Genomic DNA, 22,041 nt, shown 5'->3' with positions numbered 1-22,041 from the left:
CTGATGGGAAAGTAATATACATGCTGCGCGCAGGTTCGGTTCAAAACCATGCATGCCGCAGCATTTTCACCACCAGAGCAAAAGGAGTGAAAACAAATGAAGCAGGACATCCATCCGGAATTCCACAAAGTCGTATTTATGGATTCAAGCACAGGATTTAAATTCTTGAGCGGTTCCACCAAATCGTCCGAGGAAACGATTGAATGGGAAGACGGCAACACGTATCCGCTTTTGAAAGTGGAGATCAGCTCCGACTCCCACCCTTTCTATACCGGTAAGCAGAAGCTCGCGGACACCGGCGGCCGTATCGACCGTTTCAAGAAGAAATACAACCTCGACTAATGATTATATCAGTCCTGGACAAACACCAGGCAGGGATATGAAACCCTGCCTGGTGTTTTTATATAGAGAGAAACGAGGGATTGCAGGTGTTTGTGCCCCGCGTCTCCAGAGGCAGCGCTGCCTGGCGGCCAATTATCACAACCTCGCCAGGTGGATTATCCGGTTCTGCACTCCCGCCGGCTGTGCGGAACCACTGAAGACCTGTGCCGGCGTCTTCGTGTCCACCACTCCCCCTGATCCATCTACAAAAGCGCAGCTCCTTCCATCTTTCACATTTTCTGAAGAACAAAACAAGTGCCTTTCCAGTATGTATAATATCAGCCTAAATATTTCACTCTTGTCCACTGAAAAAAGGTATTGAAAAGATAAGTCCATAAGTATATTATTGCACTAGGGAAACTTTTTGTCATGTGTATAAATAAATTAGCTGGAGGTAAAAAAATGAGCTTGTTGAAAAAAGCTGTATTTTTCAGCATTGTCATGGTCACTCTGGGAGCATGCGGGACAGGAGAGAATTCAGGTGCTTCTGAAGGACCCGGGGAGAAACTTTCCGTCGTGGCAACTACAGGACAGGTTCGGGACGTCGCAGAGCACATAGGCGGCGATCAGGCCGACGTGCAGGCAATGATGGGTCCCGGTGTAGATCCGCATCTCTATGAGCCGACGCAGCAGGACGTAGTATCTCTGGCCGAAGCGGATCTGAACCTTTACAACGGATTAAACCTGGAAGGAAATATGGGGGAAGTCTTTGAAAACGTTGAAAATGAAACGCCAAGCTATGCCGTAACGGAGAATATTCCGGAAGATATGTTGATATCAGGTGGGGAAGATTATCCTCATGACCCTCACGTATGGTTTGATCCGGACAGATGGGCATACGCGGTGGAAGCCGTGAAGGACGCGTTCATAGAAGTGGATGAAGCGAACAGGGAAGAATATGAAAAACGAGCGCAGCAATACTTGAACAACCTGGAGGAACTGGATGCATATGCCCAGGAAAACATTCGGAAAATTCCGGAAGAAAGCCGCGTTATTGTGACGGCCCATGATGCTTTCAGTTACTTCGGTGATGCATACGGCATGGAGGTAGAGGGATTGCAGGGAATCAGCACCGATGCGGAATTTGGTGTTGGAGACGTTAACAATATCGTGGACTTGATGGTGGAGCGGAGCATAGGAGCATTATTTGTGGAATCCAGTGTCTCCGAACAGGCGGTGAATTCCGTCGTGGAAGGAGCAAAGGAGCGGGGACAACAGGTGGAAATCGGTGGAGAGCTGTATTCGGATGCAATGGGGGAAGCCGGGACAGAGGAAGGAACGTATGAAGGAATGTTCCGGCATAACATCGATACAATGGCATCGTCTCTCCAGTAAAACAAGGAGGCAGAGTAATGAGTGATGCATTGGACGTTCAGAATATAACGGTAGCTTATCAGGAATCCACGGTTCTGGAAAATGCGGACTTTTCGGTGCCGCAGGGCAAACTGGTGGGGATTGTCGGTCCCAATGGTGCAGGAAAATCCACTCTTCTTAAAGCGGTGCTGGATCTCGTGCCAAAACTCCACGGGCGCGCTGTATTTTTCGGAGAGGAATTGAAAAAGGTCCGTTCGAGAATCGGGTACGTGCCGCAGCGCGGCGAAGTCGACTGGGATTTTCCGACGAGTGCCCTGGATGTTGTAACGATGGGACGCTACGGCCACGTTGGTCTGTTCCGGCGGCCGAGGAAACACGATAAAGAGAAAGCTTATGAATGTCTGAAGGAACTCGGGATGGAGCAGTATGCCAAGAGGCAGATCAGAGAGCTTTCCGGAGGGCAGCAGCAGCGGGTCTTTCTTGCCCGTGCCATGGCCCAGGATGCTTCCTTGTATATCATGGATGAACCATTTGCCGGCGTGGACGCCAAAACCGAACGCGCTATCATTTTGCTGATGCAGAAATGGAAACAGGAAAACAAAACAATCATTGTCGTACACCATGACCTGCAGACAGCCCAGGAGTATTTTGACTGGATGATTCTGCTGAACAAACACGTGGTAGCCCAGGGGCCGACAGAAGAAGTGTTTACGAAAGAAAAACTGCAGGAAACCTACGGCGGCCAGCTTGCCTTTCTGGAGAGCTCTTCTTCTGAAAAAGCGGGGAATCCATCATGATACAGGATTGGCTCTCCCTGCTTGGAAGCCCCAACCTCCGCTGGGTTCTGCTTGGCACGATGTTTTTAGGGATGGCAAGCGGCATCGTCGGGTCGTTTGTCCTTTTGCGAAAAGAAAGTCTCGTCGGGGAGGCTATGTCCCACGCAGCGTTGCCCGGTGTATGTCTTGGATTCTTAGTGGCTGGAAGAGAGCTTCCTGCTCTGATGACCGGAGCTGCTGTCTTTGGTTTAATCAGCTTGTGGGGCATACGCGTCATTCACAGACATTCAAAGCTGAAACAGGACACAGCCATTGGTTTGATCCTTTCTGTGTTTTTCGGGCTTGGTATCGTGCTGCTCACGATGATTACCAACAGCCCGGCAGGTAATAAGAGCGGCCTTGACAGTTACATTTTCGGTCAGGCTGCTTCGATGGTTCCATCCGATGTCTGGATGATGAGCAGCATTGCCATATTGGTTACAGCTGCTGCTCTTCTGTTTTTCAAAGAATGGAAGCTTGTTATTTTTGACCCGCTTTTTGCAGGAGGACTGGGGTGGAAAACAAAGACACTGAACAGCGTCCTGAGCTTGTCCATTGTACTGATTGTAACAGCGGGGATTCAGGCTGTCGGCATTATTTTAATGTCGGCGCTTATCATCACACCTGCCATCGCGGCAAGGTACTGGACCGACCGGCTTGGTGTGATGGTTATCCTTGCCTCGGTAATTGGAGCCTTTTCCGGTGTCACCGGGACGCTCATCAGTGCTGTCGACGGCGGCATTCCTACGGGACCCGTCGTTGTTTTGACCGCAACAGTCATCTTTTTTCTGTCGTTTCTGTTTGCTCCAAAAAGAGGGAAACTGGCGCAGGTCCTCGCACACCGGCAGTTCCGGCGCCGCTGGAAAAAGCAGCAGGCTCTCAAGGCACTCGGTTCGGTGCCGGGCACGGCGGCATCCAAGTATGAATCATGGCAAAAAGCACTCGGTGCCAAAAACAATGAAGCAAAAAAGTTGTGGAATTGGCTGAAAAAGAACAGGTATTTCATGTGATGGAAGAAAGGGGGGACCAGTAATGACGTATGAAGGATGGATCATTATAACCGGAGTACTGGCCGGGGCTTCGTGCAGTATCATCGGTGTGCTTTTGGTACTGCGGCAGACAGCCATGATATCGGATGCCATCAGTCACACCGTGATACTCGGGCTCGTGTCGGCGTTTTTGCTGACCGGGACACTTGACAGCTTCACGATGCTCATCGGTGCGGCTGTTGCAGGGTTATTAACGACGATTGTTATTCAGCTTCTGAAGAATTCCGGGGTACAGTCCGATGCTGCCATCGGCGTAACATTCACCGCATTTTTTGCGCTCGGGGTGTTTCTCATTTCCCGTTATGCGGGCAATGTTCACTTGGATGTCAATCACGCATTGATGGGAAACATCGCCTTTGTCCCGTTTCAGACCGTGACTCTTTTCGGCGTTTCCATCCCGCAGGCCTTTTTGTTTGTCAGCATTGTACTTCTTCTCAACGTCGCTGTGATCACGCTTTTGTATAAAGAATGGAAACTGTCCACCTTTGATCCAGCGCTCGCTGTATCCCTTGGTATACCGGCCGTTTTTCTTCATTATCTGCTCATGACGATGACATCGGTGACAGCTGTTTCCTCGTTTGACAGCGTCGGAGCGGTACTTGTCGTGGCTTTTATGATTGTTCCGGCCGCTTCGGCGTACCTTTGGACCAGAAAACTATCCTTCATGTTTTTATACAGCGTTGTATTCAGTGCTGCCGCCTGTTTCAGCGGATATTATGCTGCTAAATGGCTCAACGTTTCGATTTCTGGAAGCATGGCGGTCATGACAGGTGTTATTTTCCTGATTTCCTTTCTTTTTGCCGGAGAAAACGGAGTGATCACCCGGAGCGTCCGGCAGAAACAGCACAGGAACAGGGAATGGAACAGACAGCCTGCCTTCGCTCCTGCGGACGGGAAAAGAGAGCTTTAAAGGATAGCCCCGAAAACTTCCGATGACCTATTGAATACATCTCGAATTTCAGGGAAAATAAGAAAAGACTAATCGAGGAAGTAAGGGGAACAACAATGTACATGATAAGAAAAGATGGATGGATAGAAGTCATCTGCGGCAGCATGTTTTCCGGGAAATCCGAAGAACTGATCCGGCGCATCCGCCGGGCAGCCTACGGCAATCTAAATGTGATTGTGTTTAAACCGGCCCTTGATGACCGGTACAGTGAAGAGGAAGTCGTTTCCCACAACGGAACGAAAATATGGGCCAAAGCAGTGGGGCACTCTCATGATATTTTTTCGATGCTTGAAGAAGGGGTGCAGATGGTAGCGGTGGATGAAGCGCAGTTTTTCGACCACGGTATCGTATCTGTTGCCCAGCATCTGGCAGACCGCGGCATCAAAGTGGTGGTCGCCGGCCTGGATCAGGATTTCCGGGGAGAACCGTTTTTGCAGGTGAAAGAACTGCTGGCAGCTTCTGAAGAAGTGGTGAAATTACAGGCTGTCTGTCCCTGCTGCGGATCGCCTGCTTCCCGCACGCAGCGGCTGATTGAAGGGCGTCCGGCTCACTATGAGGATGAAGTCATTTTGGTCGGAGCCGATGAAGCCTACGAACCACGGTGCCGGCACTGCCACGAAGTGCCCGGCAGACCTGTTTCCGAACTGCATATCGAAAACACAGGATCCACCTGTTGAAAAAAAGACAGGATGGAGTGACATCCGGACGATCTATATAGATCGTCCGGATTTTTTAATGGATGCCGGCAGGGAAGAACATCGTGTGATCAGGTCGTATACCGGCCGAAAGTATGTGAATACATGCCAAGTGCTGCGATTTACCTGCCGAATAAGTGCTGTTACATGCCGGAAGTGAGGTTTTACCGGCCAAAGGTGCACGCGGACGGCTTTTTATATGGGATGCTGCATGAAAACGCGTGAACCGGAAATCCTAGGAGGACAACCTGTTTCAAGGAGGACGTCCTTTTATGAAATATATCGTATATTTTCTTCTGAGCCTGGTGCTCCTGTCGGCTGCGTCCTGTGGACAGGATAAGTCCCCGCAGGCCGGACCGCTGCGGAGTCCGGAGCCGGCAGCTCCTTCGGATTATAACCAGGGCCCCGGTAATGTATCGATGACGACACAAGAACAGAACCTGGGTAATGATAATGCCAGGGTGAAAGAAATTGCCCGGAGAATTGGATTCTCTCCAAGATATGTCACTTTCGGCGGCCGCCATGCTTATCTTTACACGACAAGTGATACGTCGTGGAACAAAGAAGAAAAAAAGAAGAAGCAGCAGGAACTCAAGCGCCAGTACAAACAAGAGCTGCCGAGGTATCAGGTACAAGTGACGGTATTGGATGGCTGACAAAGGGCGGGCCGGTGGACACTAAACCGCCGGGGAGTGGCGTTAGTGTCCACAAAAAGTGTAGTCGAGGACACTGGCGCACTGGTGCAGTCAGATAGTGTCCACCTTCATCCAGCGGCGGCTGCTATTGTCTGATTGCAGCATTACAGTGTCCATGAACCATCGTTTAGAGGACACTAATTCCTTTTTTCATCCGGTTAGTGTCCTCCGGTGGATTTCCGGGCTTTTTCTTTCCATGTATACTCTGGGGTATATACCACGCAGCTTTCCTTTCACACAAAAACGCTCCCGACGGTCCGTTAGGATCATCGGGAGCGTTTTCTCTTCAGGTTGCCCTGCGCACGGTCTGCTGGATCGGATCCCAGACGCCGTTGTATGGGGGTGCGTAGGATAGATCAAGATCTTCATAATCATCGAGCGTCATTCGGTGGAACAACGTAACGGCGAGCACATCGATACGTTTGGCCGCGCCGGATGATTCTCCGATGACCTGACCGCCGATAACTTCTTTGGTGTCCGTGCGGTACAGCAGCTTCAGGGTGAGCGGTTTTTTTCCTTCAAAATAGCCGGCTTTATCCACCGTCTCGTGAATCACGGTATCAAACGGGAAAGCCATGGCTTCAGCTTCCGCTTCATTTAACCCGGTTTTGGCAAGAGTGAGGTCGAAAAAGCGGAGGATAGAGGTGCCGACGATACCCTGGAACTGCTTCGGGATACCGGCCATGTTTTTCCCGGCGGCGCGCCCCTGTTTATTGGCATGGGTGCCAAGCGGGACATAATCATCCCGTTCTTTGATGCGGTGGTACTGTACGGCGCAGTCCCCGGCCGCATACACGTGGTCCACGTTGGTGCGCATCCACGCGTCCACCTGGACCGCGCCGTTATGCCGGAGCTGAATCCCGGTATTTTCAAGAAAATCTGTGTTCGGCCGGATCCCCGTGGCGGCGATGACGAGATCTGTATCATACCAGCCGCCGGTCGTCTGAACCGCCTGGATCCGCTGCACGCCTTCCAGCACTTCCACCGACTCCCCGAGACACAGCTCGACGCCGTGTTTCCCGGCTTCTTCATGGATAAGCGGTGTCATGTCGGGATCAAACATTTTGGCAATGCGGTTGTTGCGCTCGATAATACGCACGTTCCGGCCTGTCTCGATCAGGTTCTCGGCAAGCTCCAGGCCGATGTAGCCGCCGCCGATAATGGTCACATCGTGCACGTCATCCAGATCCGCATCAATCGCTTCAATATCTGGAATTGTCTTTAACGTGTGAACGCCTTTCAGCGTCCGCCCCGGCACATCCGGCAGTACCGGCGACCCGCCGCTTGCGATGAGCAGCTTGTCATATGGCAGTTCAAACGACATTCCCGTTTCCTTATCTTGTCCGGACACGACCTGCTTCGCGGTGTCGACAGCCTCCGCTTGATGGAATACTCTCGCATCGATGCCGTATTTCTCCCGGAAAGTCTCCACATCCCGGGCGATCAGTTTCTCTGTATGTTCCACCTCACCTCCGACGATGTAGGGAAGTCCGCACTGGGCGTAGGAATAAATGCCGCCCGCTTCAAGTGTTGTCACTTCCGCCCCTTCCACATTCCGTACAATCTGCATCGCAGCGCTCATTCCGGCCGCATCTCCGCCGATAATCACGTATTTCATGACTAAAACACCCTTTACTTTTAACTGTATGTAGTACAAACAGTATTCCCTTCCTGAAAAAATAAAAACGTTTCTCCTAACGAGCCGGTAGGACTAAGATATAAGGGGGGATGGACCTGGAAAAGAAGGTTCTTTTCGTGGAAATAATATTTCTTGTTACGATCTGCCGCTTTTATTCGTCTTACAGGTAGAACAAGACAAACGGAGGGACTGTGATGAACGATCATGACATGGTGGAACAGGCACGCTCCGGAAATGATCAGGCGTTTCAGGAATTAATTGCAAAACATTATCGTACAGTGCAGAAGTTTGCACACCAAATCGGAGTAAACCGGTCAGAGGTGGAGGACATTACGCAGGATGTGTTTTTGAATGTATACCGCTCGCTGTCATCGTTTACCGGGAACACATTTACCACCTGGTTATATACCGTAACGCTGAATGCTGCGCGCGATCACATGCGCAGGGAAAAAAGACAGCGCCGCAATGTGGAGGCGGTGATGGAGAAACGAACCACAAAACCCTATACAGAGCTTGGTTCCAGTGAAGCGTCCTGGGAGTTGCACGATATGATTCTTCGTCTGGAAGAAAAATACCGGGTTCCGCTTATTCTTCATTATTTTCATGAACAATCATTCAAGGAAATTGGTGAGGTGCTCGATAAATCGGAGTCCGCGGTAAAGACAAGAGTCATGAGGGCACGAAGACAGCTGAAAAAAGAATGGGAGAAAGTAGGTGTTGAGGCATGAATCAATCATGGGAAGAGCAGATGAAACGGTTGAAAGAGGATTACGACCGCATTCCTGACGAAACCAGTCCGGAGCGGATCTGGGCTCATGTGCAGTCTTCCAAGCGCGTTGGAAAACATCGTGCCCCCCGTGTTGGTGCTATTGCCGGCGGGACAGCCGCAGCTTTGATTGCCGGAATGCTTGTTATGTCTCAAGCCGTTCTCCCGCCTGAGGATCGCGGCACAGGAGAAGGACAGGAGGAAAATCCTAGTGTTGCGGAGCCGGAAGATGATCAGGATGAGGATACTGAAGAGAAGCCTCCCGGCGGCTCTGAAGAACAGCCTGATTCAAACAGACCGGCCGCTAAAGAAATCACGTACCAGGTTGAAGGAAGCTATACGGAAGATACGTTTCAACTTCTTGATGAAGATGGCTTTTCATTCACGACTTATATTCCTGAATTCTTCGAAACAGAACGAACGGAAGCAGGAAAATTAGCTGTATACGCGGCTTTCTCAAAAGACCAGCAGCGGACCGACGAACCGGTATGGACAGTGACGGAACACACGGATGGAAAGGATCTTGAAACAATGGCTGCAAACATCAGAACAACGTATGAAAACCAGGGATATCAAAGAAGCACCCACCAATTTGAAGATTTGCAGTACGGGGACTACATGGCTGTCTTTGAAAACACAGAAAGAGAGCACGTGACCGTTATTCTCCAGCAGAACGAGCAGACCATTGTAGAGTGGCAGAAGAGTTATCCTGTGGAGATGGGGGATGGAATTAATGCAGTGGAACAAGTGGCAATGGATGAATGGGAATGGAAATAATCGGCGGTTTGAATCCGATATGACTGCTTGAGATATAAGTTCAGTTTTTCCCGGACCGCGTAACGTTCAACCTCGAATCCGGCGAAGTGACAGGGATGGAAGAAATATCGTAACGGTGTACGGGTGTTGTTGCGGAAGCTTCCGCGGTTCTCCAGGCAGGAGGCGGTCCGGCTGACGAACGACGTTCAGGCGCCGTATCCCGGTGTAAACGTCGTTATGAACTCGTTTAAACGACGTTCAGGCACAGAAAAAGAAGCTGAACGTAACGTTGGAATCCTTCAATGACGTTTAAGCCGGCCGCGTCCGCCAAAACGTCATCATGAACCGCTTTATGTGACGTTTGTACGGGGGGCCGGCATACAAACGTAACGTAAGCATCGAACGTACTCCAGTGCTCCGGGGCAGAAGTGTCCACGGAACAGCTCCTGCCCCGCAATACCTTTTCCTATACAAAAAACATTCCGAACGGATCCCTCGAACCGTTCGGAATGTTTTTATCCAAGCTCCTTACTGCCATTGCAGAGACTGAAGTTCCCAGGCATGTACATGAAATACAGCGGCAGCTTCCGCTGCGAATTGAAGTCCCGCTGCCTCCTGTTCCGGAAAAATACGGGAAGTCGATGCGTATTCTCCGCCGTTCACAAATACTTCCGCGGATGAGCGGTCAAACAGACAATGGAGCGCATGCACCTTGTTCACCCGGCTGACACGCTGCTCCGGCTCACCGGTTTCAACATCAGGACGTTCAAACGTGAGCGTCTGTTCTTCAGCATCGTAAGAAATGTGAAAACAGCCGCGCCACGAGATCATCCAGCTGGCTTTTGTCTCTATTTCTATATAAAGCTCGGCAGCTGCTGCGGTCCACGAGGCCCAGGCAGCCGTCTCATTGGCTGCTGCCACAGTAGTTGATGCGTGTGTCCCGCGAAGCTGTTTGTATTCTTCGATGGGTTGTTGATATAAGTGCCCTTCCTGCATCGACAATTCCCTTGGAAACGTCAGGCAGTGCAGCCACCCGTCAGCAATTGTCGGGTGAGCCTGTTCCTGCTGGTCCGGAACACCCATCCAGCCAAGCAGCAGGCGCCTGCCCTGTTCGTCTTCAAACGTCTGAGGGGCGTAAAATTCAAATCCCAGGTCTATTTCACGAAAACCGCCGTGGGAAAACGTCTCCGTCTCCGGATGAAAAGTACCAGTGAAAATGCCGGTTTGGTATTGATTCCGGTATCGATACGTCTCTTTTTCGAGCCCCTGCGGAGACACCAGCAGCACCCGTGTACCTTCGAGTTCAAAGAAGTCCGGGCACTCCCACATGAAGCCAAAGGACTCGGGAAACGTGGCGTCCCGGCCGGCGAGTGGACCGAGAAACTCCCAATTCCATAAGTCCGGTGAACGGTACAACAGCACCTGCCCTTCTCCGTCGCTGCGCTGGGCGCCGATGACGAGACGCCATATGCCCGCTTCAAACCATACTTTTGGGTCACGGATGTGCGCGGTATACCCATCGGGCTGGTGAATGACGGGGCCGTACTTTTTAAAATCGACGCCGTTACGGGAAACAGCAAGGCATTGATAGCTCTTCCGGCGTCCGTGTTCATCTTTCACGTTGCCGGTATAAAACAAGTAGAGTTGATTTTCATGCACGACGGCGCTGCCGGAATAGCATCCATTCTTTTCAAACTCCTGCACCGGAGCCAGCGCCGGATGCAGAAGCTCCCAATGGATCCAGTCTCTTGTAGCGGCATGCCCCCACCATTTGCTGCCGTGACCAGTGTGAAACGGCATCCATTGGTAAAAAACATGATAAACACCCTGCCACTGCACAAGTCCGTTTGGATCGTTCATTAATCCCACAGGAGGCATGAGATGGAACTGCTGTCGAAAAGGTCCGGTCCTGGCGCCTCTGTTTTGATTCAACATCTTTTCTACGTCCTGCCGCATAGCATGCTCGTCACTCATGGTTTCCCCCTATACAGCTTTATCCGTGCTGCTCTGCTGTGATTCTGTTTCCTCTTTCTCTGATTGTGTTTCTTCTTCCTGCCAGCCTAACAGCCATGTGACGGTAAAAGCACTGCCCACGGTAATCAATAGACCGATGGCGTAGTTCACTGGATCGTTTGCAATGGCAAACATCGGCAGACCGGTCACACCGATACCATTTGCGGTAACGTTGGTAATCGTTACATAGGCCCCGCCGACAGCACCTCCGGCAGCAGCACCGATAAACGGACGGCGGTAGCGGAGATTCACTCCGAAAATCACCGGCTCCGTAATACCGAGAAAAGCAGCAAACGATGACGGTCCGGCGATTTCTTTCATTTTTTTGCTTCGTGTTTTCACCCATACAGCAAGCCCGGCTCCGCCCTGGGCAACGTTTGCCACCGCCCAGATAGGCAGTAGATAGTTAAAACCGACCTGCCCGAGAATTTCTGCTTCAATGGCATGGAAACTGTGATGCACTCCGGTTAATACAATCAGTGAATACAATCCGCCGAACACAAGTCCGGCAAATCCCGCTCCTGTGTCATATAAAAACATGAGGGACGATGTTACGCCTTCTCCAAGCAGACGGCCGAGCGGACCGACAGCCATCAGAGCAATAAAACCTGTCGACATAATCGTCAAAAACGGTGTAACGAGCAGATCAATCATATTCGGAACAAAGGTACGGAACAATTTTTCCAGCCAGCACATGACGTACACCGTCAGCAATACCGGAATAACGGTACCCTGGTAGCCGAGAAGTTCAATGTTCATGCCGGCAAATTGGAGGGTTTCCGGCTGTACGCCGCTTTCCTGAAGCCCCCACGGGTTCAAAAGAGTCGGATGAGTCATAATCCCTCCGACAACAGCCCCTAGATACGTGTTCCCGCCGAATTCACGTGCCGCGCTGTAGCCGATCAAAATCGGAAGAATAATAAAAGCGGCCGAGGAGAACATATCAAGCAGAATATACAGGGAACTGTCACTGTCTGCCCAGCCGAAGCGGTTCATCAGATTCAGCAGTCCCATCAGCATGCCGGCTGCTACAATGGCCGGGATGATGGGGACAAAGATGTTGGAAAGCACTTTTGCAAATCGTGATACCGGATTCATTTTCTTTTTTACAGCTTCGTTATGGTCCATCTTCTGCTGCTTATCATTTCCGGACTCTTCCCCCATGCCGATTTCTTCTGCGAGCGGCTGAAACACTTTATTAACGGTTCCGGTGCCGAAAATAATCTGGAACTGACCGGAGCTTGAAAAGGCACCTTTCACCCCTTCTAAATCTTCAATTTCCTTCTTGTTGATTCTACTTTCATCATCAAGAACCAACCGGAGCCGCGTTGCGCAGTGCGTAGCACTGATGATATTGTCCCTGCCGCCGAGAAGTGTCACCAGTTCTTCTGCTGATTGTTTATAATCCATTAGAAAACCCCCTCTTTCTAAAAGCGGAAGTTGTTTTCAACCATAAAAAAAGACCCAAAACGAGAAGGGGAAATGTGTGCCTGGAATACACACACGTTTCCTGTCCTCATTCTGGGTCTTGCCTGCTCAGAGCAGTAACAACTCCCGATATGTACAATGTACGCAAAGTATACAAAATGAAATTCACCATGTCAACGCTTTCCTGCTGATTTATGAAAGCGATTGATTTGATAAAATACGCTGGATATGAAGGGCAATGTAGCCGATCTCGGGTACAGGAAGCGGCAGACCGGCTTCCTGTTTCACGTGGTCAGCCAGCTCGCATGCTGCCGCGTAGGCTTTTTCATATTTGGTCTGAATGAGTGTAAGCATCTCGGGATCCATATCATCAAAACCTTTGCCGTCTTCTGCCCGCGAGAGAGCAAAATTTAGATGAACAACCAGGCGGTGGTACGACATGCTGTGTTCCGCAAGCTCGAGGCCGCCGGAGTTTTCAACGAGTTGAATGAGCTCCTGAATCAAGGACGTCCGCTGCATCGTCTTTTCCATCGAACCGGTTTGCAGTTTCGCGGTATGCAGATGCAGTGCTATATGCCCCGCTTCCGCCTCTGGAAGGTCTACCCCGAGATCCGTTTTAATTTTTTGGACGGCCCACACGCCGATTCTGTACTCCTCCTGATAGAGGGCTTTGATTTCATGGAGCAGTTTATTTTCTATCGTAACTCCCTGCTTCACACGTTCAAGGGCAAAAGCCAGATGATCAATCAAGGAAATATGAATATGATCGCTGAGGGGCAGATGCATCTCCCCTTCTGCACAGCTGATGATTTCCTCGCCGGTTTCAATGACTTCGACAGGAAGTGTCTTCAACAGCTGCTCAAATTTAGGTGTTTCCTCTTCCATGCTGAATATTTTTTCAATTTTCTTTTGGTTCACCGGGTCGTTTTTTCCTTTTTGAAATCCAATTCCCGGTCCAAAAACAATCTTTTCCCGACTCCCGTGATGAACAACGACAGCGTTGTTATTCAGTATACGCAGGATTTTCATGCCTCAGCCTCCTTTCTTTCGATACTATATCACCATCCAGGCGATATCTCATTCTCTGAGGATAACTACCACAAGGCTCAGCAGTCTACCTTTTCAGAGCTGGGGGTGCAGCACATCGGGTATACCGGCGCAAGATGGAGGGAGAGTTTTTTTGACGAAGAAGCGGCATTATACTATAATTATAATGTTATGCAACCTATAAAGAGGTGAAAGCTTGTGCTAGAACGTCTGCAAGCCGTAGAAGATCGTTATGAACAGCTGAACGAATGGCTGAGCGACCCGGATGTCGTAAGTGATACGGCAAAATTACGGGACTACTCCAAGGAACAGGCCGAGATTTCGGACATTGTCCAGAAATACAGGGAATATAAAGAGACAACGACCCAGCTTGACGACGCCAAGGTGATGCTCCAGGATAACCAGGATGACGATATGGAAGATATGGTCAAAATGGAAATTGAGGAACTGACGGAAAAAAAGCAGGAGCTCGAGGAAACGCTGCGGATTCTGCTGCTGCCAAAAGACCCCAATGATGATAAAAATGTCATCGTGGAAATCCGCGGAGCAGCAGGAGGCGATGAAGCTTCTCTGTTTGCGGCGGATCTGTTCAAGATGTATTCCCGTTTCGCTGAGAAGAACAACTGGAAAGCCGAAGTCATCGAGTCGACCCCGACGGAACTCGGCGGCTTCAGCAAAATGATTTTCATGATAAGCGGAGAAGGCGCCTACTCGAAGATGAAGTACGAAAACGGCGCCCACCGCGTGCAGCGGGTACCGAGCACGGAGTCAGGCGGACGTATCCACACGTCCACCTCCACCGTCGCGGTTCTGCCGGAAGCTGAGGAAGTTGAAGTCGAGCTCCATGACAAAGACATCCGTGTAGACACATTCGCCGCCAGCGGTCCGGGCGGTCAGAGTGTCAACACCACCATGTCGGCGGTGCGCCTGACTCACGAACCGACGGGTATCGTCGTTTCCTGTCAGGACGAGAAATCGCAGCTCAAAAACAAAGATAAAGCCATGAAAGTGCTGCGTGCCCGTATTTATGACATGTACCAGAAGGAAGCCGAAGCCGAGTACGACGAGAACCGCAAGTCCGCAGTCGGAACCGGTGACCGCTCGGAACGGATCCGCACGTACAATTTTCCGCAGAGCCGCGTCACCGATCACCGCATCGGCCTCACCGTACAGAAGCTCGATCAGGTGCTTCAGGGGGAAATTGACCAGATTATTGAAGCGCTGATTGTGGAAGAACAGGCCGAAATGATGGAAGAGGCAGGAGAGGCATAAATGAAGCCTGCATATATGTACGAAGCCCTTAACCGGGCTTCGTCTTTTTTAGAAGAAAACAAACGGGAACCAAAAGCCGCTGAACTCTTGATGAAGCACCATTTGAATGTCGGCTGGACGGATTTTCACCTGGCCCGGCGGGAACCTATCACAGATGACGTGTGGACGGCTTTTTGGCGTGATGTGGTGCAGCACGCACAAGGTGTTCCGGTGCAGCATCTAACAGGATATGAAGAGTTTTACGGCCGTCGTTTTCATGTGAATGAACACGTACTGATTCCAAGACCGGAGACGGAGGAATTGGTTGATGGTGTACTCAGATGGATCCGGAACCAGCGGATCACCAGCCTGCAGGTTGCCGATATCGGAACCGGAAGCGGCGTTATCGCGATCACGCTTGCACTGGAGGCACCGGATGTGCAGGTGAGGGCAGTGGAACTCGACAGGAAAGCCCTTGAGACTGCACGGCAAAACGCCGCCAATCTCGGAGCATCTGTCGAATTTTTCGAAGGCAGCCTGATGGACCCTCTCCTTGAAGGAGAAACGAAATACGACGTTATTGTCTCCAACCCTCCGTATATCCCGAAACAGGAATGGGAAGCACTGGATCCCCTCGTCCGGGATCACGATCCGAAACTGGCACTGGTCGGCGAAGACGACGGACTCGCCTGTTACCGGAAAATGGCGGTTCATCTCCCGGCTCTGCTGCAATCCCGGGGTCTTGCCGCCTTTGAGATCGGGGACCGGCAGGGAAACGATGTCAGCCGTATCCTGCAAAAAGAGCTGCCGCTCGCTGATATAGAACTCCGGCATGATATGAACGATAAACCAAGAATGGTATTCTGCGAACGCAATGACGTATAACGATCCAACAAAAGATGTCGAACCGTTTAGCGTTTAGAAAGCACAGGCACCGTCCACAATGAGTCATGAAAGGACGGTGTCAACGCCATGCCGAAAAAAGCACTCATTTATGTATTGTTTTTTGTTCTCATATCCTGGCTGCAGATGGAGCAGCAGCAAAATGCCGCAGCCTCCAATGCCGGCATTCAGACGATTCCCGAAGAAGCGGTTCGTCTCCGCATTCTCGCTCACAATAATTCTCCCGAAGAGCAGCTTGCAAAAACAAAAGTGCGGGACGCTGTAAATCAAGAGATACGCGGCGAATTAACGGCAGAATTGGACAAAGAGGAGGCGCTGACAACGTTGCAGCGTTCCCTTCCTGAACTCAAAGAGACGGTGCAGCGTGTTCTCAACGATCGGGGAATGGAAGAACGCAGCTTTTCCATCGCCTTAAAATCCGACGTGGACTTTCCAACGAGAATTTACGGGCCGATTATTTACCCGGCCGGAGCTTATGAAGCGCTCGTCGTGACCATTGGACAAGGAGAAGGAGATAACTGGTGGTGTGTTCTGTTTCCGCCTCTTTGCTTCATCTCATCGGAAGAATCTGTGGATAACTCCTCTTCAGGTGTGGAAAAAAAGGACGCTTCGAAGGAAAATGTGGAAAAAAGCAAGGGTTCTGTGGATGAAGAAAAGGATTACCGATTCTTCGTTGTGGAGAAATGGAACCATTGGTTCGGAGACAAGGAATAAAAAGCAGTTTGAGCACTGGCATGAAAGAATGATCGGGTTATCCACAGCTGTACACAAAGTTGTGGGTAACTTTTTTATATTTGCCTTGATAAAGCAATTTTTCTTATAATAGCAGGGGTTATTGGAACGGATGAAAAGGGGTGAAAAGATGAATTATAAACAAACAAGAATGTGGGATGTGGATAATTGGGATGGTAAAGAGCCCTCACCCCCTGAAATAGAAGAGGCGGGGTTGTGTATAAGCCGCGGAGAAGCGGTTGCTTTCCCGACAGAAACGGTATATGGTCTTGGTGCTGATGCCCGGAGTGATGCCGCAGTGGAGCAGATTTTCGCCGCGAAGGGACGACCGGGGGATAATCCGTTAATTGTACATATCGGTGAGAGGTCCCAGTGGCAGCATCTTACATCCTCCGTGCCGGACATGGCAGAGCAGCTGGCGGATGCTTTCTGGCCGGGGCCGCTGACTTTAATTGTCCCAAAAAACAACGCAGTGTCTGAAAAAGTAACGGCCGGGCTCTCGACGGTCGCAGTTCGTATGCCGGAGCATCCTGTGGCAAGGGCACTTATCAACAAGGCTGGTGTCCCGGTGGCCGCTCCCAGTGCCAATCGATCGGGACGCCCGAGTCCGACAAAAGCCGAACACGTGACGTACGATCTCGACGGGAAAATCGCGGGTATCGTGAAGGGAGGCGGAGCCGGGTACGGATTGGAGTCCACTGTTGTGGACTGCACAGGAGAGAAGGCGGTCGTTCTGCGTCCCGGTGGTATTACGAGAGAACAGCTGACCCGTGTTCTCGGGGAGGAGAACGTAGCGGAATCTGCTGGACTGCCGCAGGAAGAAGCGCCAAAAGCCCCCGGCATGAAATACCGCCACTATGCTCCGTCTTCACCTCTTGTACTTGTGGAAGGCAGTATGCACGAAGCTGTGAAAGAGGCACAAAGAGAGGGGAAAACGGTAGGTATTATGGCGGTGGATGAGCATCATGCCGACCTGCAGAAATATGCAGATGTCTTCATTGCTCTTGGATCAAAGGACGAGCTTTCAGACATTGCTGCCCGGCTTTATGATAACCTGCGCCTGGCCGATCAAAGCAGGGTGGATGTGATTTTCTGTGAAACGTTTCCGAAAAAAGGCATAGGAGAAGCTGTGATGAATCGTCTTGAAAAAGCCGCTTCCGCCTCCTGAATGTTTTGCTCCGGACATGCATAAGCTGTACGAGCATATCCGGAAAGGGGAACGGGAAATGGAAGGCTGGCTCGTACTGTGCGGAATGGCGGCGGCGCTCAGCATGGATGCCTTTTCTATGTCGCTTGCTGCAGCTATGAATCAGGCAGGACGAATCCCACGTCTGAAAACGGCGGCAGTGGTAGGTTTTTTTCATATGATTATGCCGTCTTTCGGTCTGTTCGGCGGAAGATGGATTGAAGAGTCGTTTGAGCAGGCGGCTCTCATGGTGGGGGGTATGCTCCTCATTTTCACCGGCATGCAGATGATCTGGTCGGCACTAAGCAATGAAGAAACGACAGCCGCTGTCATGCCGCGCGGAAAAGGGATCTTTCTGTTTGCGGTGCTTGTGAGTCTGGACAGCTTCTCGATCGGTATATCGCTTGGCATTCTGCAGACGCCGTGGGTCGAAGTGCTGCTATTGTTTGGAGCATTCAGCGCAGCGTTTACGTGGGCCGGTCTTGCCCTTGGCGGCAGACTTCAGTATATGCTGGGCCATCTTGGAGAAGCCGCCGGAGGAATCATTTTGTTCAGTCTTGGCTTAAAGCTGATTCTGTGACAGACATATCTGTGATAAAATAGAGAGTACAATAAGATAAAAAGGAAGGAACCAGGTATGACCAACGTGTTGTTTGTCTGTACCGGTAATACGTGCCGCAGCCCGATGGCCGAAGCACTTCTCCGGGAAAAAGGAAGAGATGATATCGAGGTGCAGTCCGCCGGGATATCGGCCTCTCCCGGCATGTCCGCGTCCAAAGAAACGGTGGAAGTGCTGAAGGAACGGGATATTCCGCTCCGTCACGCTGCCAAACCACTGACGAAAGAACGGGTGGACTGGGCGGATCTCATTCTCACGATGACGAAAAACCACCACGGTATGACCGTGCAGCAGTTCCCGGAAGCCGCGGATAAAGTATTTACCGTGAAAGAATTCGCCTGGAATACAGAAAGCGGAGCCGGAGACATTACCGATCCGATCGGGGGATCCCGTGACACCTACCGGAACACAGCGGACGAGCTTGAAACACTGGTAGAGAAAATACTGGAACGTATCAACAAAGACTAAAAACCGGAGCAAAAAAAGAAAGGTCAGGAGGAGATGTCCGTGAAAATAGCAATGGGATCCGATCACGCCGGTCACAAACTGAAAGTCGAAGTGGAAAAAGTACTTCAGGATATGGATGTAGAGATAGAAGATTACGGATGCAACTGCGAGGAGTCGGTCGACTATCCGGATTACGCCCAGCCGGTCGCCGAACGCGTCGCTGCCGGGGAAGTGGATAAAGGCATCCTGATATGCGGAACCGGTATCGGGATTTCGATTTCCGCGAACAAAATCAACGGCATCCGCGCCGCGGTCTGCCACGACGTATTCAGTGCCAAAGCATCCCGCGCCCACAATAACAGCAACATTCTCGCGATGGGCGAGCGCGTTGTTGGACCAGGTCTGGCGGGCGAAATCGTCAAAGCCTGGCTTGAGACGGAATTTGAAGGCGGCCGTCACGCCGACCGCGTCGATAAAATGATGGCGATGGAAGAAAAATAAACAGCAGGGCCGCCCTGAAATAGGGCGGCTTTTTTCATAGGAGAGGTCTAAGGGTAACAATGGTCGTTTAGAAAGTGAAATGTAAACCTTAGAAAGAGCGTAAGAGTTACTTTTTCAGGAGGACAGGCTGAAAGTGGGGCTTAGAAATCGGCTGACCGTCACATTGGACCCCGGAAGCGGCATTTGTGACCTTTAGACGCCAAAGACCTCCCGCGCCTCGGCCCGTTTTTTCAAAAAATAGACCTGATGTGGTATGCTTTCAACAAGAGGTGATCGGTATGACTCATGATATCAAGGAATGGCAGACGTCTCTGCAGGCCTGCCTGGATGCGCTGCGGGAGCAGACCACGCTCGATCAGGACCGGCTGCTTGTGATCGGGGCCAGTACGAGCGAGGTCACCGGCGGGCGTATTGGAACGGCGGGATCGGCGGAAGCCGCCGAAGCATTGTATGAGGTGCTGGATTTCTTTCAACAGGATACCGGGGTGAATATGGCTTTTCAGGGGTGTGAACATATCAACCGTGCTCTTGTTATGGAGCGCGCTGCAGCTGCCCGGTTCGGCGGGGAGGAAGTGGCTGTTGTTCCGCACCGCCGGGCCGGGGGCGCCATGGCGTCGCACGCTTTTGCGTCATTTTCTGATCCGGTAGTGGTGGAGCACATCCGCGCGGACGCCGGCATCGACATCGGGGACACGTTTATCGGCATGCACTTGAAACATGTGGCCGTGCCCATTCGAGGCTCCGTGGATTCCATCGGAAACGCACACGTCACCATGGCCGTCACCCGGCCGAAACTGATCGGCGGAACCCGCGCTCTTTATCCTGAATCTGAATAATGATATGATTTTTTTAAAAAAATTACGGATTCAGCGTAAAAATTCATGTTATAATACGGCAGGAAATCATAATAAATAACAAAACACGAATGAGAGAGTATGAGGAAAGAAAGGGGTAACGAAAAATGGAAACAGTTAAAAACCAGGATCCAGCCGTTTACGCTGCGATGCAGGATGAACTGCAGCGCCAGCGCGACAAAATTGAACTCATCGCATCCGAAAACTTCGTCAGTGAGGCCGTCATGGAAGCGCAGGGCTCGGTCCTCACGAATAAATATGCGGAAGGCTATCCCGGACGCCGGTACTACGGCGGCTGCGAGCACGTGGATGTCGTCGAGGATCTCGCCCGTGACCGCGCCAAGGAACTGTTCGGCGCCGAACACGTAAACGTGCAGGCCCATTCCGGAGCGCAGGCCAACATGGCTGTCTACTACACGGCGCTTGAGCAGGGGGATACCGTGCTCGGTATGAACCTCTCCCACGGCGGCCATTTGACCCACGGCAGTCCGGTGAATTTCAGCGGAGTGCAGTACAATTTTGTGGAATACGGTGTAACTCAGGAAGATCAGGTCATCGACTATGATGTTGTCCGCGCAGCAGCGAAGGAGCATCAGCCGAAAATGATTGTCGCCGGAGCAAGTGCGTATCCGCGGGAAATTGATTTCGCGAAGTTCCGGGAAATCGCCGATGAAGCAGGTGCGTACCTGATGGTCGATATGGCCCACATCGCCGGCCTTGTTGCCGCCGGTGTCCATCAGAACCCGGTACCGCATGCGCACTTTGTGACAACAACGACACATAAAACCCTGCGCGGCCCGCGCGGCGGCATGATTTTCTGCGGAGAGGATTTTGCCAAAAAGATCGACAAGGCGATCTTCCCGGGACTGCAGGGAGGTCCGCTCATGCACGTCATCGCGGCGAAAGCCGTCTCTTTCGGAGAAGCCCTCGAGGACTCCTTCAAGACGTATGCTGAAAACATCGTGAAAAACGCGAAACGTCTTGCATCCGCGCTTCAGGATAACGGCATCGACATCGTTTCCGGCGGAACGGACAACCACCTGCTTCTCTTGGATCTGCGAAGCCTTGGCATCACTGGAAAAGTCGGCGAAAAAGCGCTCGATGAAGTCGGACTCACCACGAACAAAAACACGATTCCATTCGACCCGGAAGGCCCGTTTGTCACAAGCGGTATCCGCATCGGCACCGCTGCTGTCACCTCCCGTGGCTTCGGTGAAAAAGAAATGGACGAAATCGGAGCAGTGATGGCGCTGACCTTGAAACACCATGACGACGAAGAAACGCTCAAGGAAGCGGCCCGCCGCATCGACGCACTGACGGCTGCTTTCCCGATGTATCCGGAACTGTAAGTTCTCCTGAAAAGACGGAGCGTGGGTATTTTCCCACCCTTCGTCTTTTTTCGCGTTAAAGGCTGTTTGCTGCACGTGCAGACTGTGTGAGGGGACGGTCTGTGTTTGTTACAACACCGGATTGTAATGATGCTTGGTTGGACAGTAAATCCTTTGGTTCGGCTTGTAAAAGAGTGAGCTCCGCTGGTAATGAAGGGTTCGGACGGTATGGTGGTATATTCGGCATGTAAATGGCGGCATTCGGCACGTAAATGGAAACGTTTCGCTGGTACATACCCTTTTTCATTCTGCTGACAGATTGAAGAAGCAGGCATTCGGAGGAGAATGCCGGACATTTGGCATAAGCACCGGACGGATTCCCGCACTGCCATCTCACACTGCCTTTTACAGGAATGATATAGGCAAAAACATCATTATGAGACCACGGCTGTTGATTATCCAAATATAGGAAGCGTTTCGTTGGACTCCGCCTTTCCTGCCCGCTTTCACCCTCCGGGCACAAGAGCGACATCTGCTCGAACTCCCTTCGGTCGTTCTCCCAGTGTCTCCTTAGCCGCAGGGCGTCGCCTCAGCTACATACCTGAAGGAAGATCGGCTAAGTCCGGCACGTCCTGCCGGGCGCCGATCTGACTCACCTCGTATGAGCCTCCGG

General features: G+C 51.4%; 24 protein-coding genes. 18 read left to right on the top strand and 6 right to left on the bottom strand.

What is annotated here, in order from left to right; translation table 11 throughout:
* The first annotated feature begins 96 nt into the window (after window positions 1-96).
* From BM058_RS07770 to BM058_RS07740, 7 genes are all read left to right on the top strand, one after another.
* Window positions 97-342: a type B 50S ribosomal protein L31 gene (locus BM058_RS07770; RefSeq protein WP_090926466.1), complete on the top strand. Its 246-nt coding sequence runs from the start codon at window positions 97-99 to the stop codon at window positions 340-342.
* Window positions 343-783: 441 nt separating this feature from the next.
* Entirely contained in the window at window positions 784-1,716 is a 933-nt protein-coding gene (locus BM058_RS07765) for a metal ABC transporter solute-binding protein, Zn/Mn family (protein ID WP_245736893.1), read from the top strand.
* 17 nt (window positions 1,717-1,733) lie between these two features.
* Entirely contained in the window at window positions 1,734-2,492 is a 759-nt protein-coding gene (locus tag BM058_RS07760) for a metal ABC transporter ATP-binding protein (protein ID WP_090926465.1), read from the top strand.
* Window positions 2,489-3,520 (top strand): metal ABC transporter permease, encoded by a 1,032-nt coding sequence (locus tag BM058_RS07755; RefSeq protein WP_090926464.1) that lies wholly within the window; start codon window positions 2,489-2,491, stop codon window positions 3,518-3,520. The genes BM058_RS07760 and BM058_RS07755 overlap by 4 nt, the downstream gene beginning before the upstream one ends.
* A gap of 22 nt (window positions 3,521-3,542) precedes the next feature.
* On the top strand, window positions 3,543-4,469 hold the full coding sequence (locus BM058_RS07750; protein ID WP_090926463.1) for a metal ABC transporter permease: 927 nt from the start codon (window positions 3,543-3,545) through the stop codon (window positions 4,467-4,469).
* A gap of 95 nt (window positions 4,470-4,564) precedes the next feature.
* Window positions 4,565-5,185, top strand: coding sequence for a thymidine kinase (locus tag BM058_RS07745; RefSeq protein WP_090926462.1), 621 nt, complete (start codon window positions 4,565-4,567; stop codon window positions 5,183-5,185).
* 290 nt (window positions 5,186-5,475) lie between these two features.
* On the top strand, window positions 5,476-5,859 hold the full coding sequence (locus tag BM058_RS07740; RefSeq protein WP_090926461.1) for a hypothetical protein: 384 nt from the start codon (window positions 5,476-5,478) through the stop codon (window positions 5,857-5,859).
* A gap of 325 nt (window positions 5,860-6,184) precedes the next feature.
* On the opposite strand, the gene BM058_RS07735 is transcribed toward BM058_RS07740, so the two are convergent.
* The gene (locus BM058_RS07735) at window positions 6,185-7,516 is read right to left on the bottom strand and encodes an FAD-dependent oxidoreductase (protein WP_090926460.1); all 1,332 of its coding nucleotides are present in this window, start codon (window positions 7,514-7,516) and stop codon (window positions 6,185-6,187) included.
* A 215-nt stretch (window positions 7,517-7,731) separates the two neighbouring features.
* Between BM058_RS07735 and BM058_RS07730 the strand changes: the two genes are divergently transcribed.
* Both BM058_RS07730 and BM058_RS07725 read left to right on the top strand, forming a co-directional pair.
* Window positions 7,732-8,265 carry an RNA polymerase sigma factor gene (locus BM058_RS07730; protein WP_245736892.1) on the top strand — a complete coding sequence of 178 codons (534 nt, stop codon included), beginning with the start codon at window positions 7,732-7,734 and terminating at the stop codon, window positions 8,263-8,265.
* Window positions 8,262-9,080: a hypothetical protein gene (locus BM058_RS07725; protein ID WP_090926459.1), complete on the top strand. Its 819-nt coding sequence runs from the start codon at window positions 8,262-8,264 to the stop codon at window positions 9,078-9,080. The genes BM058_RS07730 and BM058_RS07725 overlap by 4 nt, the downstream gene beginning before the upstream one ends.
* 226 nt (window positions 9,081-9,306) lie before the next feature.
* On the opposite strand, the gene BM058_RS07720 is transcribed toward BM058_RS07725, so the two are convergent.
* From BM058_RS07720 to BM058_RS07705, 4 genes are all read right to left on the bottom strand, one after another.
* Window positions 9,307-9,495, bottom strand: a complete 189-nt coding sequence (locus BM058_RS07720; protein ID WP_090926458.1) for a hypothetical protein — start codon at window positions 9,493-9,495, stop codon at window positions 9,307-9,309.
* 92 nt (window positions 9,496-9,587) lie between these two features.
* On the bottom strand, window positions 9,588-11,033 hold the full coding sequence (locus tag BM058_RS07715; protein ID WP_090926457.1) for a glycoside hydrolase family 32 protein: 1,446 nt from the start codon (window positions 11,031-11,033) through the stop codon (window positions 9,588-9,590).
* A gap of 9 nt (window positions 11,034-11,042) precedes the next feature.
* A complete protein-coding gene (locus tag BM058_RS07710; RefSeq protein WP_090926456.1) occupies window positions 11,043-12,482 on the bottom strand; it encodes a sucrose-specific PTS transporter subunit IIBC in 1,440 nt (479 codons plus the stop codon).
* A 210-nt stretch (window positions 12,483-12,692) separates the two neighbouring features.
* Window positions 12,693-13,529 (bottom strand): PRD domain-containing protein, encoded by an 837-nt coding sequence (locus BM058_RS07705; protein ID WP_090926455.1) that lies wholly within the window; start codon window positions 13,527-13,529, stop codon window positions 12,693-12,695.
* A gap of 216 nt (window positions 13,530-13,745) precedes the next feature.
* Between BM058_RS07705 and prfA the strand changes: the two genes are divergently transcribed.
* From prfA to BM058_RS07660, 9 genes are all read left to right on the top strand, one after another.
* Window positions 13,746-14,819: a peptide chain release factor 1 gene (gene prfA / locus BM058_RS07700; protein ID WP_090926454.1), complete on the top strand. Its 1,074-nt coding sequence runs from the start codon at window positions 13,746-13,748 to the stop codon at window positions 14,817-14,819.
* Complete coding sequence (gene prmC / locus BM058_RS07695; RefSeq protein ID WP_090926453.1) at window positions 14,820-15,683, top strand: peptide chain release factor N(5)-glutamine methyltransferase; 864 nt, start codon at window positions 14,820-14,822, stop codon at window positions 15,681-15,683.
* 87 nt (window positions 15,684-15,770) lie between these two features.
* Window positions 15,771-16,415: a stage II sporulation protein R gene (gene spoIIR, locus BM058_RS07690; protein WP_090926452.1), complete on the top strand. Its 645-nt coding sequence runs from the start codon at window positions 15,771-15,773 to the stop codon at window positions 16,413-16,415.
* Between the two features lie 148 nt (window positions 16,416-16,563).
* The gene (locus BM058_RS07685; protein ID WP_090926551.1) at window positions 16,564-17,601 is read left to right on the top strand and encodes an L-threonylcarbamoyladenylate synthase; all 1,038 of its coding nucleotides are present in this window, start codon (window positions 16,564-16,566) and stop codon (window positions 17,599-17,601) included.
* A gap of 58 nt (window positions 17,602-17,659) precedes the next feature.
* Window positions 17,660-18,199 carry a manganese efflux pump MntP gene (locus BM058_RS07680; RefSeq protein WP_177195469.1) on the top strand — a complete coding sequence of 180 codons (540 nt, stop codon included), beginning with the start codon at window positions 17,660-17,662 and terminating at the stop codon, window positions 18,197-18,199.
* Between the two features lie 57 nt (window positions 18,200-18,256).
* The gene (locus BM058_RS07675) at window positions 18,257-18,706 is read left to right on the top strand and encodes a low molecular weight protein arginine phosphatase (protein WP_090926450.1); all 450 of its coding nucleotides are present in this window, start codon (window positions 18,257-18,259) and stop codon (window positions 18,704-18,706) included.
* 39 nt (window positions 18,707-18,745) lie between these two features.
* A complete protein-coding gene (rpiB, locus tag BM058_RS07670; protein WP_090926449.1) occupies window positions 18,746-19,186 on the top strand; it encodes a ribose 5-phosphate isomerase B in 441 nt (146 codons plus the stop codon).
* A gap of 278 nt (window positions 19,187-19,464) precedes the next feature.
* Window positions 19,465-20,022: a TIGR01440 family protein gene (locus tag BM058_RS07665; protein ID WP_090926448.1), complete on the top strand. Its 558-nt coding sequence runs from the start codon at window positions 19,465-19,467 to the stop codon at window positions 20,020-20,022.
* Between the two features lie 125 nt (window positions 20,023-20,147).
* Window positions 20,148-21,389 (top strand): serine hydroxymethyltransferase, encoded by a 1,242-nt coding sequence (locus BM058_RS07660; protein WP_090926447.1) that lies wholly within the window; start codon window positions 20,148-20,150, stop codon window positions 21,387-21,389.
* A gap of 55 nt (window positions 21,390-21,444) precedes the next feature.
* On the opposite strand, the gene BM058_RS07655 is transcribed toward BM058_RS07660, so the two are convergent.
* On the bottom strand, window positions 21,445-21,900 hold the full coding sequence (locus BM058_RS07655) for a hypothetical protein (RefSeq protein ID WP_090926446.1): 456 nt from the start codon (window positions 21,898-21,900) through the stop codon (window positions 21,445-21,447).
* Window positions 21,901-22,041 lie beyond the last annotated feature (141 nt).

This window comes from Salibacterium qingdaonense, from assembly GCF_900114715.1.
Taxonomy (GTDB): Bacteria; Bacillota; Bacilli; order Bacillales; family Marinococcaceae; genus Salibacterium; species Salibacterium qingdaonense.
Note: the sequence above shows the minus strand (reverse complement) of the source record. Positions and strands in the feature narration are given on the sequence as shown.